Source organism: Kiritimatiellales bacterium, assembly GCA_041656295.1.
Lineage (GTDB): Bacteria > Verrucomicrobiota > Kiritimatiellia > Kiritimatiellales > Tichowtungiaceae > Tichowtungia.
The window spans coordinates 55,894-69,712 of the sequence record JBBADV010000002.1 but is presented as its reverse complement, the minus strand read 5'-3'; the positions used below and the strand labels follow the sequence as shown (position 1 = coordinate 69,712).

Here is a 13,819-nt window from a genome sequence, read left to right as displayed (position 1 = left end):
ATAAACCCCAAAACGCACTTTGATAAAGTGCGTTTTGGGGTCAATTCTTGTAATCGTCAAAAATTAACTTCCGCACAGTGCGAGCAGAATACCTGCTGCGACGGCGGAACCGATAACTCCGGCGACGTTCGGACCCATAGCGTGCATGAGCAGGAAATTTTGCGGGTTTGATTCGAGCCCGACCTTATTGGAGACGCGCGCAGCCATAGGCACAGCCGAAACACCGGCGGAACCGATGAGCGGGTTGATTTTGTCTTTGCTGAATTTGTTCATCAGTTTCGCCAGCAGTACGCCGCCGCCGGTTCCGATGCAAAATGCAAACAGTCCGAGGAACAGAATTCCGAGCGTTTGAATGTTCAGGAACTTATCGGCGGCGAGTTTGGAGCCGACAGAGAGGCCAAGCAGGATGGTGACAATATTGATAAGCGCGTTTTGCGCCGTATCAGACAGCCGATCGGTTACCATCGACTCTTTGAGCAGGTTACCGAACATGAGCATCCCGATAAGCGGCGTCGCGGACGGCAGCAGCAGGATGCAAAGCAGCAGCACCATAATCGGAAAAACAATTTTCTCAGTTTTACCGACGTGACGGAGCTGTTTCATTTCAATTTTGCGTTCTTCTTCGGTTGTCAGCAGACGCATGATCGGCGGCTGAATGATCGGCACGAGCGCCATATAGGAATAGGCAGCAACGGCGATGGCACCGAGCAGGTTCGGCGAGAGTCGCGATGCGAGGAAGATTGCGGTCGGACCGTCGGCGCCGCCGATAATACCGATGGAAGCGGCGTCCTGCAGAGTGAAGAGTCCGCCCATCATGAGCGCGCCGAACAGCGCAAGAAAAATTCCAAACTGTGCTGCACCGCCGAGCAGAGCGGTTTTCGGATTTGCAATCAGCGGGCCGAAGTCGGTCATTGCACCGACACCCATAAAGATGAGCAGCGGAAAGAGTCCATGCTGAACACCCTGATAGAAATAGTAGAGAAAACCGGCGGGCTGTCCGGGTACGCCGATTTCGGCGATTCCGGCGGTCGGAATGTTGGTGAGAATTGCACCGAACCCGATCGGCAGCAGCAGCAGCGGCTCAAAGCCTTTGGCGATGGCGAGATAGATCAGTAAGAGTCCGACGAGAATCATTACAATCTGTCCGGCGCCTTCCGGCAGCAGACTGTTATGGTTGCCGGCGCCGTGCAGTTTTTCTTCTGCGAGCAATGCGTTCAGCTTCGCAATCGTTTGTTCGTCGGCACCGGATTTGGCGGCGAGTTCAATATATTGTTCCGCACTCTCAATATGTCCTCCGCTGATTTCAGCCTCGGCGGTTTTGATGGCGCCGGAAAGATAATCTGCGCGTTTTTCTGCGGCTGTTTTTGGATTGATGAAACGGTAGATGCCGGTTTCCTTCCAGAGTTTTTTGAAGCCGCCCGAAATTGAAATTTTTGTCTTTTCTACCGGTGTACTTGCGTCCTGCGCGGCGGCAAGGCCCGCTGCGAGCAGAGCTGAGAGGGCGATCAGCCCGAATGTTTTTCGTGTTGCTTTACACATGGGGCAGATTCTCCTTAATTGATGGATGCCAGTTCCTGGCCGCTGGTTACCTGATCGCCGGTGTTGACGGAAACGGATGCGACAGTGCCGGCAGCCGGAGATTTAATTTCAACTTCCATCTTCATTGCTTCAAGCACAAGCACAACATCGTTTTCGTTGATGCTGTCGCCGGCGCTGACATTCACCTTAATGACCTTGCCGGGCATTGCCGATTTAATCACAGCGGCCTCGCCGGAAACTGCCGGCGCCGTACCGGACGCTTGATCGATTCCGGCGGCAACTGCAACATCGTACACTTTGCCGTTCACCGTAGCTTTGTCGCCGGCGATTTCGATCGCGTATTTTTTGCCGTTCACAGTGACGGTATAATTGCCGTCACCGCCGCCGGACGATTCACCGGCGTTTTTGGCACCTTTACGCACGCCGTTAACGCTGGCTTTGCCGAGCAGAAAATCGATGCCTTTCTGTCCGCAGGCTGCGGCGATAAAAATATTTTCGTCGCTGAGGTCGGTGATGCCGGCGCCGGTCAGCATTTTCTTTGCCGCTTCAATTCCCTTCTTCGGATCTCTGTCGTTTATATCCACCGGATTTTCAGTGGTCGGTTCAAGCCCGAGTTTTTCGGCGGCAATTTTTACAATTTCCGGATCCGGAGCAACCGGCGTTTTACCGAAATAGCCGAGCACCATTTTGCCGTAACCGTCGGCAATTTTTTCCCACGGACCGAACATCACATTGTTGAACGCCTGCTGGAAGTAGAACTGCGAGACCGGCGTAACGGATGTGCCGAAACCGCCGCGGCGAACCACTTCGCCCATCGCCTGAATGCAGTCATCATATTTATCCATGATGCCGTTATCGCGCATCATCTGCGTATTCGCCGTCAGCGCGCCGCCGGGCATCGGCGACCACGGGATCATCGGCTCCACTGCCAGCGCTTCCGGCGGCATAAAATAATCAGCCATGCACTCTTTAAATACCGTTTCGGCTTTCATGATTTTATCGATATCCACGTCGAGTTCATAATCTTCGCCGCGCAGCGCGTGCCACAGCGTTGCGATATCCGGCTGGCAGGTTCCGCCGGAGGCCGGTACGATGGAACAGTCAACCTGATCCGCGCCCGCTTTAATTGCAGCGAGGTAGCAGACTGTTCCGATGCCCGCTGTTTCATGTGAGTGAAAGACCAGTTTGCACTCCGCCGGCAACAGTTTGCGCGCCATCCGAATGGTTTCATACACTTTTTTCGGTACTGAAGTTCCGGAGGCATCTTTAAAGCAGACGCTGTCAAACGGAATCCCGGCGGCGAGAATATCCTTTAATGTTTTTTCATAAAACGCGACATCGTGCGCGCCGGTGCAGCCGGGCGGCAGTTCCATCATGGTGACAACCACTTCGTGTTTTAAGCCGTATTTTTTAATCGAATTTGCCGAGTCGATCAGATTGTTCACATCATTCAGTGCGTCAAAATTGCGGATCGTTGTCATGCCGTGCTTCGCAAACATCTTTGCATGCAGGTCGATAATATCGTGCGGCTGCGATTCAAGGCCGACCACATTAATACCGCGTGACAGCGTTTGCAGTTCAGCATCCGGACCTGCCGCTTCACGGAACTGATCCATCATGTCGAATGCATTTTCATTACAATAAAAAAACGGCGCCTGGAAACGCGCGCCGCCACCGGCTTCAAAATGGGTTTGTCCGGCTTCAACGCAGGCCTTCACTGCCGGCAGAAAATCTTTGGTAAAAACGCGGGCGCCGTACACGGACTGAAAGCCGTCGCGGAACGCAGTGTTCATGATATGAATTTTTTTCTTAGCCACGATATATACTCCTTCTATGTTATTAAACTCTCTGCTTATCCTTTTGCCTTGATCGCCGCGAGTGCGACGGCTACTTCAACGCCGGCATTGGCTGCCTTTACCGGCGCCGCCTTCGGTTGCTCTTCGGGGAACAGATGAGCAAACTTTGTAAAGAACTTTGCCGACAGATCCATGACCTGAACCATCAAAATCAGAAAAGCAAAAACCACCGCCATGCCGATCACCAGCAGAACCAAACCTTCCTCCATCGTGCGTCCTCCGTTTTAGATAAATAAAAATAGCCTACCTTCTACGCGAACTGCGCGCTGCGGGCGAGCGAAAAACCAAAATAAAAAAACGACGGTGTGCGAAACAGCAGATTATTAAACGGCCGGTTTCTTTCATGCGCAACCGCACATATCACAAACTCAACACATACACGTGTGTGAACCGCTCGGCTATAACCGGCTGGACGATCCGGCACTGGTGGATGAACTTAATACACTGTATGCGGACAGGGAAAAGCGGAATGACTTGTAAACCGGTCATGAAACTGGCGAGCAAGGCTCGGAGCGGGAGCCGGTATATAAAAATCTATGATGTCCCAACACTGTATGAGCGATTAAACGCCAGCGGCACCTTCACGCCGGAAAAGACCGAGGCACTGAAAAGGGAGTATAATACGCTGAATCCGCTCGACCTCAAGGAGCGGATCAAAACGCAATTACGCCACATCGAAGAACTCAAAAAACAGGCCGGGGCATCGGCTGCCTGACAATCCGCATCCACAGGACTACCTCATGACCATTAACTATCAAAACCCTTTACCCCATCGGTATCTTTTTATGTGAGACAAGACGCTTGAAACCCGCCGCCGGAAACCGTACAAAATGCTCACTCTTCTGCGGGAGTAATTCAGTGGTAGAATGTCAGCTTCCCAAGCTGAACGTCGCGGGTTCGACTCCCGTCTCCCGCTCAAATTTACATAATTCCTAGAAAACATTGATTTTTCTAAGGAATCTGCCAGTTTGCTACAAAGGTTTGCTCCAAAACGGAGCGGGAAATGGTTATTACAATGGAGCTGAAAAACGTCATCAAAAGGAATGGTATTTATCATTTCAGAATTGTTGTTCCTGAAGCGTGCAGAGCTAAAGTCGGAAAGACTGAAATCACTCAGTCTCTTAAAACTTCTGATCCTATCGAAATGGCAAAAGAAGTACACCGTTTGTCGCGACATTGGCATGCCGAGTTCAAGAAAGCTAGAGAAGTTCAACAGACTGTATCAGCTGTTGATGTGAAAAACTCTATGCCTAAAGCAGACGATCTTGAACAAACGATAGCGGCGGTGTGGGAACGCAATCTTCGGGAAATTCTGGATAAAGAAGATGACGCCGCGTTGTTGGAGCGTGTGGAATACTATGAGGGTGCGATCGCGTTCATTCAAAACCGACAGTCTATAATACAGTTTGATTTTGATGAAATCGGGATTAAATGGCCGTTAAAAGCATCCAGCCCCGGAGAAGACCGGAAACAACGCAAGATTTTGTGCAAGTTCCTTTCTAAAATGATGGCTGATATCACGCAGGAATTAGAAATAACACCAGCGGAACACGCGGCGGAAGACAGCAAACAGAAACCCGTTGAACCCTCCACTGCCCCAGCAACTGCTTCCTCAGAGGACAACTCTCTTTCTGAAATTACACGTCTGATGCTGGCGTCGAAGAAACGGGATGCAAAAACGGAAACGACAACTCAAGCAGATATCCGGATTCTGGAAGAATGGAGCGGGAAAAGTGATATCACAGCTTATACGAAGCGCGATCTGATTGATTTTGTTCAAAACTGTCTGCCATATGTCCCATCTAACATGAGCAAAGGAAACAAGTATTCCGGCAAGTCACTCCGTGAGTGCATAGAGCTAACAAAGGCCGACCCGACGAAGTATCCTCCGATTTCACACCGGACATGCGGCAATAGGTTGATAAATCTGAATGTTGTATTCAACTATGCCAAAGATCAGATGAATTTGATTCCTGTTAATCCTGCCGCAAATATTAGAGTTCCAGAATACAGGGTGATTGAGAAACGTCCGAAAACGTACACAAAAGATGAACTTCAGGAATTATGGACTGCACTTCAACCCGTTCAGCAAGAGGTCGATCAGCACCCTGCCCGTTACTGGACAACCGTGCTGGCGTTATATCACGGCTTCCGGTTGAATGAAATCTGCAGTCTGTTCCCTGATGATATCTACGAAGACGAGGATGGCATTTTCGTTATCTACATTCGTGCAAATCGCCCGACCAAGAAAGTGAAAAATAATAGTTCAGTTCGCATCGTCCCGGTGCATCCGTACGTCCGTGACGCCTTAGGTTTTAAAGCGTGGTGGGAAGAACAACGTGAGGAACGTACGAATCAACCGTTATTTTCAGACGTTACATACGATGATAAAAAAGGTTATCGCGCCCGTATGTCTCGCTGGTTTAACAGGTGGAAAAAGGATTGGCTACCGGAATCTTCGCACTATAAAGATTTCCACGGCCTCCGCCACACATGGAGCCAGCAGGCACAGAATCAGGCAAAAATAGACGACTGCTATGCTCAAGAAATCATGGGACACGAGGTTGAAGGCGTATCCGCTGTTCATCGCGGTTATGCTGGACAATCAACGCCTGCGCTTTTACTTGAACAGCTCCAGCGGCTTGAATACGGCAGGGAGCATTGATTTATCCTTTTATCGGTTTTTCATAATCAAAGCTGCGCGTTCACAAAGAGCTCGGAGAGCGAGATGCCGAGAGTTTGTGCAATTCCACATAACGTGTCAAACGTGATGTTCTGCTCCCCGCGTTCAATCCTGCCGACATAATTGCGGTGGACATCCAGCATTTCCGCCAGCTTTTCCTGGCTGATTCCTTTTGTTTTGCGATATGCCTGAAGAGTCTCTCCCAGCATCTTCCGTTGAGTATTTGTATCGTGTGTTTGCATGCTTGACACACCACCAAAGTAGTGCAAATACTTCTACACCATTAAAAATGTGCATTTATGAGTTTTTGGAATGCATTCCAAAGTTTCAGGTGAAACGAAATAGAAAGCGAGAATCGATAAAAATAAGGCAAATCTTCCTTTGGGTCGGACTGTCTTTTTCCTGTGTAGAAGCGCGAGAGCTCTATGTCAGCAGTTCTGGATCGGGAGCTGGAGGCACAAGCTGGGAAACAGCATACACTAATATTCAGCTTGCCATTAATAATGCGGTTGCCGGGGATGTCATTTGGGTAACAAATGGGACTTATGCACCGATTTCGACCGGTAATAAAGCCATCACTATTCAGAGTATAAATGGTGCAGAGTACACCATTATTGATGGCAAAAATTCTAGTCGTTGTGCGACGCTGGGATCAGCGACCAATCATTTCAGCACCGTTCTTGTCGGCTTTACATTGCGGAACGGGCGGGCACACTATTCCGGTTCAAGCAGTGGCTATGGCTATGGCGGTGGGGCGTACGGTGGAACGTTGAATAACTGCGTGCTGACAGGAAATACAGCAAGCGGATCCGGTTCAAGCAATGGCAATGGCTATGGCGGTGGGGCCTACGGCAGTACTTTGAATTATTGTATCCTTTCCAACAATACAGCGAGCGGCTCTAGTTCAAGCTATGGGTCAAGTTTTGGCCGTGACTACGGCGGCGGAGCAAGTGACAGTACACTGAATAATTGTACATTGACGGAAAATACGGCGAAGGGTACCGGTACTGGCCTCAGCAACGCTAGCTACGGCAACGGTACAGGTTACGGTTACGGCTATGGTGGCGGAGTGAACAATTGTACGTTGAATGATTGTGTGTTGATAGAAAATAAGGCAGACGGAAACGGCACCAGTACCAGTGCCGGCTATGGAGGCGGCGCATATGGCGGAACATTAGATAATTGTGTATTGACGGGAAATACGGCAAGCGGATCCAATACCAACAGTTCCGGTTCTGGACGTGGAGGTGGAGCACATGGCGGAATACTGAATAACTGCATGTTGACGGGAAATACGGCAGGCAGAGTTGGGTCTGGGTCTGGGAAAGGCGGCGGTACGTATACCAGTACATTGAATAATTGTACGTTGATGGAAAATACGGCGATTGGTACTAGTGGTTACACTCGTGGCGGCGGGTCGTATGGTGGAACGCTGAATAATTGTATATTGGTTAATAATTCGGCAGCCTTTGATGGCGGAGGGGCATATTCTGGGTTTTTAAATAACTGCACCCTTTTTGGTAATACAGCTGGCAGGGTCGGTGGTGGTTCATATTATGGAACGTTTAATAATTGTATTATCTGGAGTAATACAGTTAATGGAGTGGTTTCGAATCATTATTTATGCACATTCAGTTATTCCTGCACAACGCCGTTGCCTTCTGGCTCTGGCAATATTTCTAATGATCCGCTTTTTGTGGATACGGCAAATGGAGATTATCGGTTACAGATAGGTTCTCCATGCATCAACACAGGCAGCAATGCACTTGCTGTTGGTGAGATTGATCTTGACGGGAATCCACGTATTCAAAGCGGTACGGTCGATATGGGTGCGTATGAATTCGTAGCGGATACCGCGACAACACCTGTGCCGGTTCCTCACTATTGGCTAGATGAATATAGTCTGGTTACAAACAATGATTATGAAGCGGCGGCGCTAGATGATTCCATTAAAGATGCGCCGGTATGGCACGATTATCTTACCGGAACCTGTCCGACCAATACACTTGACCGTTTTCTTATATATTTCACCAACGGTGTACAACAGATCGGCTGGACGCCTGATCTGACCGCATCAGGACGCGTTTACACGGTCGAAGGCCGCATCACGTTGACCAATGATTGGAAAAAGCACGATGCCACCAATACCACCCACCGCTTTTTCGGAGTGAAAGTCAGTTTGCCGGAGGAGTAGATCACAACGAAATCCTGCTGTTTCAAGGGCATTTTATTCCATAAAAACTTCAGATTGTTGTTTATCATAAGATATTAACATGCAATAATATACGCATGTTTCTTGTATTGATAAATTAACAGTTTTTAAGGAGTGTTTTATGGATGCAATAATGGATGCAGAAGACAGGTTTCTGCGGGTAAAAAACGATGCTGAACAGGGTCGTGTGGAGGCGCAAACATCGCTTGGCTGTGCGTACATCGACGGTGATGGCGTAGAACAGGATATTGATAAAGGCATTGATTCGTGGCGCAAGGCCGCAGAGCGCGGGTTCTTCGGCGCACAATACAATCTGGGTGAAGCTTATTATGAGGGGGTCAGTATTCCCCAGAATTATGTGAAAGCTGAAAAATGGCTGCGGCGGGCTGCTGTCCAGGGATTTGCAGAAGCGCAGATTTATTTGGGACATATGTGCGCCAAGGGAATTGGAATTCAGCAGGATTATGTCGAAGCGTATTACTGGGTGTCCATGGCGGGCATCAATGGATTGAACGGAACCGAAGAGTTGCGCGCAGATTTAATGAGCAGAATGACGACTGAGCAACGGAGTACAGCTATTCAGCTCGTTGATGTTGCAACGACGGCAAACCCGGCGGACTTGTATCAGATATTTGACGGGAAAGTGTATATACGAACGACAGATATGCTGATGCCTGTAAAAGCTGGCGAACTCATTTTGCAGGAAGTAAAAGGGTTCACCTACAACGACGATATTCAATTGGTATATTGTGACTCTGCCTCGGATATCACATCCATTGTGACAATCTACCGTGCGGCAGAAGGCACCATTGGCGCTCAAGTGATGAAAAATAAAGATGGTTCCCCGGTTTTCAGCAATCAGAACGATTCAGGCTTTAAGTTCATTGCGCCGTCAGAAGAGTTCCAGCGTCATTTTACAAGTGTTCTGAACTCAGTTGAGTCAATGTACGGTTTTGAACGGGTGAATGAAACGCCGTTTTATGATCCGCTGGATGGTTCAGATTCTCCTGTTGCATGTGTCGTATATTTGCGGGGAACAGATGAATTTTTGAGAGGCAATCCTATTGATACTCCATGGTGGTGGGAATCCCGTTTGTATTGTGAAAACGGCTTTTATGTAAAAATCCAGACTCAGGGGCCTTCTAAATTCATGGGACTGGGCGTTACCAGCGCGGGGCTGGCGATGGCGCAATCCATTGGCTGGGACGCTGATTAAAAGGAATTAAGTTATGGAAATAAGAAGAGTAAATCATCGCTACAAATGGGCATCAAGAAGCCCAATGATGATCGCAAAATTTGGGTATGTGAAAGAGCCTGAAGGCTTAGGATCTACGTCGCCAAAGGAATCGGTTTACGACCATGTCCTTTATCCGGGAGAAACTCTGGATGATGTTGCCAAGCAGTACGGCAGTTCCAAGGATGCCATCATGCAACGGAATAATATCACGGATGAATTAGCTGTAGGTGCTGGTGTGAAATTACTGGTTCCTGTTCCGAACTGCGATGAATGACACCCATTATGGGTTAGTTCAGGATGCCTGAGGGCTAAAAAAAGAGACCGTATTTACAAATCACAGCAAATCAGCAAGCAGTCGCTCCAATTTATCATCAGGCGACAAATTTTTCTCAACGTATTCCTCTTGAAGAACGGTGATACTTAAATCACGAATAAAAATATTCCCCTCTACGAGTTGATAGCGAATCCGTCGGTCGTGTTGTATTACTTCTTTTTCTTTATACGCTGAAAAGCTGTCATTGCTAAGGACGTACGTTTTGTCGTTGCGTGAAGCCAAATCAAGGATTGTTTCATCAGCAGTTGCCCCGCCCGCAATAACATGAATTCTGACATCTTGAGGGAATCGACGTTTTAATGCCAGACTGTTGGTACTCAGTTTCCCGCGAACTGTGGAGGTATCAAAAATAATTATTATATTATACTGTGTTTTCAGCTTTTCTACCACTAATACCAATAACGGTGTGCCTATAAAACGATCACCTTCGTAACACAAATCGCTTCCATCTATAATAATCGTATCGATCTGTCACAGAACCTTTCTGTTAATTTGTGCGAGTCTTCTTTTCTCCATTGATAAGCTTTTTTCCATGGCCGCCAGCTTTTTAGATTCTCGTCTGACAAGAGCCCCTGGCCCCGGTTTCTCAAAACCGAACTCGGTCTCATACTTTCGGTGGAGTTTAAATCGCTCATAAGAATTAGGTTCATTCGAAAGTGCCTTGGCAAATTCGGTTGCTTTTTGAATTTTGTCTTTGGTTTTTTTAATACGGTCTTCTAGCCGTTTTATTTCATTGATAATCGGATTGATTTTTTCATCATTATTTTTCTTTTTTTCAGCAAGACGCTCGCGTTCCTTCTCAAAGAACGTGATTTCATTATGCATTTCCTTCTGATTGCGCGCCTTCTCCTTGAAATCAAAGTTATTATATTTATTAGATACTGCAGCTAAATCCTTGATGAATTGTTCCTTGGAAAAAATCCCCTGCTTCCACAAAATTTTCCCGGTTTCATTTTTTTTAATTTCATCCTGCAACGAGTCTATGCAGCGTTGATGCTCCACCTGAGCATCTCTGTAGCGAGCCTTAGGATTCAGCTCGTTTAATTGTTTTCTCAGCCATACCCGTCGTTCTTTACAGTCTAATATTTTATTCTTTAAATCATTACACTCATTCCGCAGCTGGACCTGGTCGGACTTAAACCAGTTCAACGGATTACAAACAGTTCTCATGTTTTTCATCAAACTGAATATGCGTGCTTCCGAATTACTGATATCACATAACATCTTTTTATTGGTTATGTCTGCCTGCGCACGTTTATCATCTATTTCTGGATAGTAACAGCGCAGTTTTCCTAGCGTTTCCTGATCAAGATCCTTGTACCAGTTTGTATCGAAACTTTCTAAAATTTCATCAATATCCTGAATGCTGTCCTGATGTTGTTTAATTTCATTTGTTACTGCAAGAGTCTCGGCATGTATATCTTCGAGCAATGCATGGTGTTTTTGAATCGTTGATAAAGATTTTTGTCGTTTATCTTCCTGCGCTTCAGGGCTGAAATGCTTATACCATTCGAGTTCTTTGGTAAGTTCTCTTTCGCTTTGCTTTAGTTCCAGCAGCTTAGCATCAAGCGCTTTTAACTTTTTAGACAATGGATTGTAGTCCACAATATCCCTTTGCTAATGACTTAATATTATTGCAGCTTGTAAAATATCTTAATTACAGAAACCATTTGATGATTTGAAATCAAACGGATATTTCTGTAAGCACCACGTCACCAATCTGAAACCCTATAACGAAATAATCTGCGATCCAATCCATCGGAATAATTCCTTCGCCTCCCCATTTCTCGACGACATTCACAGGATTCTGAATCAGAAAAATCTCGCTTGGCAGAAAATCTTTCGGTCTGACATTGCAAAGTTCTCCGTGAGGATGGTGATGAGGCCCAAGCAAATTGCGCAAAGAGTTAAAAGCCACGATCCGAATGTGGTTTTCACCAATATGAAGGACATGGTTTAATTTTATTTTTCCGAACGAAGAGTCAACGGTGCCAACGCGATTTCCGTTTATGAAGACTTCGGTAACTGTCGCGGAGAATTTTCTGATCGAAAGCCAAACAGATGAAGCAGTCCCGTCATAATAAAAATCAGTTTCATACATAATACGCCCGGCATAGAACGGAAGCCCCTGCAAAACAACATCGCCTTGCTTCAATTGCACTGAATGCCCTAGTACCGGCGCACTAACTCGGTATACATCAATTTCCGGAAGACCCCACTCATCCCATTCCGGTTGCGTAAAACCGGTGGTTATATTTCCGGATATTGAAAAATCGCCAACTAGATAAATTGCTTCGATTTCAGTCCCATACCGACCGAAATAGTCATCAATCAAGGTTAGATCTCCATACTGAAATTGCAGATATTCTAATTCAATCCAGTTATTCCCGGCGGAAAGAAGCCCACTTATATCAATTGGCATCCACCGGATATCGCGCCAGAAAGGAAGTCCCTGATATTCTACCTGAATTCCGTTAACACATATTTTACAACGTTCCGGATGTTCAACAACCAGATGAATTTTACGGTTACAACACAAATCCTTACCTTGAACTGAAAAACGCAATCCAAGATATCCATTGTATTTGCGTCTATTTAAGCTTTCCTGAAGCGCAATGATCGGAACAGAATAAGCTGACCAATCGTACTCTGCACTTTCCCGCCAATACGCGGTATCGAGCGGCAGCGCATTGTCGTCCATGCGAGAAACAACCCAATTCGACAATTCTTTAGTTTTTTTATCTCCCCCTGAATCCACGGGACATACCGGCATTTCATGTCGCAACTGAATCAACAGGCAGTCTGCCGGAGCGACAGACACCGACATCTGCAACCCAATAGTTAATGATTCCGTTGAAACAGGAATGGTTTGTCCTGTGCGATCATCCAGAATATATGCCCCGCTCCATGGCCCGGGAAAACACACTGCCGCATTGAACTGTTCTTTGCGGTCAAGATTTACAATTAAGACCACGCGAGAGTTATCGGACATATCACGGACATGCGTCCAGCACAGGCTTTGATTGCCGCCAAAAACAGTTTCGATTGAAATGAACGGCTGGCACAGGGAATTTAATACTTCACCGGCTTTATCAAAATCCAAAACAGGAAGCTGCCCTGTCCATTTTTTTAACTCCGGTGATGCAATCCCATCAATAGACGCCGGCGGTGTACCTGAAAGCAGAACTTTTCCGCCACGCAAGGTGAAGTTTTTCAACAAATCAAATACTGTCGACGAAAGAGTATACATAGACGGCAAGAGGATGGCTTCGTACGCGGACGCTCCAACTTGCAACAGAACACTTCCTTGATGATCAACGATACGAGCGGTTTCCGCCAAAATGGTTTCATCACCCAAATCAAATGTTAACTGAGCTCCCAGTAAGGTATCAATCAACGCAAGAAAACCGGAATCAATGGATTGGATTTTTTCCCGGCACTCTGAAGTTACAGAATGAAATTCCCGGTTCTCAAAGGTTGTCAGCGGTTTATTTTGCGGAGCGTTCGTCAATGCCTGCCAAAGGGCAAAAGACGATTCCTGCGGATGAAGCAACAATAGTTTTGCCGCATATTTACCCTGTGAAAGTATATAGCAAAGTCTGGACAACGGTTCATCGACAACGGAGTTAAGCGACCACCATGGCTGCTGATAAAAAATATTTTGCGGAAAATCCCGTTTGCGGCACCCGGCCATTGTGTACAGTGACAAATGCGGATTTAGGAGATTAACTCCGAGGCAAATCTGTTGCAAAGCAATCCACCGCCTGTCTTCAAAATTGAGGCTTCCGCCAGCAGCACCATAGAGTTCTGAAAGCATCCGCTTTTTTTCATACTGATTAACAACACTCTGGCACTGCTTGGCTGTTATCCGATCATCAATCCGGCGGCGCAGAATATCGACCCCCGGAATCTGTTGATGCCGGTAATTCGGCATGATTTTTACACCCCAGTTCTGCTG

At 47.0% G+C, this 13,819-nt stretch carries 12 protein-coding genes and 1 tRNA gene; 6 read left to right on the top strand and 7 right to left on the bottom strand.

Features of this window, described 5'->3' with window-relative positions; translation table 11 throughout:
- Window positions 1-63: 63 nt before the first annotated feature.
- The 3 genes from WC959_01605 to WC959_01595 are packed head-to-tail and all read right to left on the bottom strand — an operon-like array spanning window position 64 to window position 3,604.
- Window positions 64-1,539, bottom strand: a complete 1,476-nt coding sequence (locus WC959_01605; protein MFA5687838.1) for a sodium ion-translocating decarboxylase subunit beta — start codon at window positions 1,537-1,539, stop codon at window positions 64-66.
- Between the two features lie 14 nt (window positions 1,540-1,553).
- On the bottom strand, window positions 1,554-3,356 hold the full coding sequence (locus WC959_01600) for a biotin/lipoyl-containing protein (protein MFA5687837.1): 1,803 nt from the start codon (window positions 3,354-3,356) through the stop codon (window positions 1,554-1,556).
- A 35-nt stretch (window positions 3,357-3,391) separates the two neighbouring features.
- Entirely contained in the window at window positions 3,392-3,604 is a 213-nt protein-coding gene (locus tag WC959_01595) for an OadG family protein (protein ID MFA5687836.1), read from the bottom strand.
- A 260-nt stretch (window positions 3,605-3,864) separates the two neighbouring features.
- Here WC959_01595 and WC959_01590 point away from each other — a divergent pair, with 260 nt between their 5' ends.
- The 3 genes from WC959_01590 (at window position 3,865) to WC959_01580 (ending at window position 6,060) form a co-directional block, all read left to right on the top strand.
- Window positions 3,865-4,110 carry a hypothetical protein gene (locus WC959_01590; protein ID MFA5687835.1) on the top strand — a complete coding sequence of 82 codons (246 nt, stop codon included), beginning with the start codon at window positions 3,865-3,867 and terminating at the stop codon, window positions 4,108-4,110.
- A 129-nt stretch (window positions 4,111-4,239) separates the two neighbouring features.
- Window positions 4,240-4,311 (top strand) — tRNA-Gly (locus tag WC959_01585).
- Between the two features lie 87 nt (window positions 4,312-4,398).
- Complete coding sequence (locus tag WC959_01580; protein ID MFA5687834.1) at window positions 4,399-6,060, top strand: site-specific integrase; 1,662 nt, start codon at window positions 4,399-4,401, stop codon at window positions 6,058-6,060.
- A gap of 26 nt (window positions 6,061-6,086) precedes the next feature.
- Here the strand turns inward: WC959_01580 and WC959_01575 are convergent, their stop codons facing one another.
- Entirely contained in the window at window positions 6,087-6,320 is a 234-nt protein-coding gene (locus tag WC959_01575; protein ID MFA5687833.1) for a helix-turn-helix transcriptional regulator, read from the bottom strand.
- 2 nt (window positions 6,321-6,322) lie between these two features.
- Here WC959_01575 and WC959_01570 point away from each other — a divergent pair, with 2 nt between their 5' ends.
- The 3 genes from WC959_01570 to WC959_01560 all read left to right on the top strand — a co-directional run bounded on the left by WC959_01570 (window position 6,323) and on the right by WC959_01560 (window position 9,801).
- Window positions 6,323-8,272: a choice-of-anchor Q domain-containing protein gene (locus WC959_01570; protein MFA5687832.1), complete on the top strand. Its 1,950-nt coding sequence runs from the start codon at window positions 6,323-6,325 to the stop codon at window positions 8,270-8,272.
- Between the two features lie 139 nt (window positions 8,273-8,411).
- Window positions 8,412-9,506, top strand: coding sequence for a tetratricopeptide repeat protein (locus tag WC959_01565; protein ID MFA5687831.1), 1,095 nt, complete (start codon window positions 8,412-8,414; stop codon window positions 9,504-9,506).
- Window positions 9,507-9,519: 13 nt separating this feature from the next.
- A complete protein-coding gene (locus WC959_01560; protein ID MFA5687830.1) occupies window positions 9,520-9,801 on the top strand; it encodes a LysM domain-containing protein in 282 nt (93 codons plus the stop codon).
- 60 nt (window positions 9,802-9,861) lie between these two features.
- Here the strand turns inward: WC959_01560 and WC959_01555 are convergent, their stop codons facing one another.
- The 3 genes from WC959_01555 to WC959_01545 all read right to left on the bottom strand — a co-directional run bounded on the left by WC959_01555 (window position 9,862) and on the right by WC959_01545 (window position 13,678).
- Window positions 9,862-10,299, bottom strand: coding sequence for a hypothetical protein (locus tag WC959_01555; GenBank protein ID MFA5687829.1), 438 nt, complete (start codon window positions 10,297-10,299; stop codon window positions 9,862-9,864).
- Window positions 10,300-10,332: 33 nt separating this feature from the next.
- On the bottom strand, window positions 10,333-11,466 hold the full coding sequence (locus tag WC959_01550) for a hypothetical protein (protein ID MFA5687828.1): 1,134 nt from the start codon (window positions 11,464-11,466) through the stop codon (window positions 10,333-10,335).
- Window positions 11,467-11,545: 79 nt separating this feature from the next.
- Window positions 11,546-13,678: a hypothetical protein gene (locus tag WC959_01545; protein ID MFA5687827.1), complete on the bottom strand. Its 2,133-nt coding sequence runs from the start codon at window positions 13,676-13,678 to the stop codon at window positions 11,546-11,548.
- Between the last annotated feature and the right edge of the window lie 141 nt (window positions 13,679-13,819).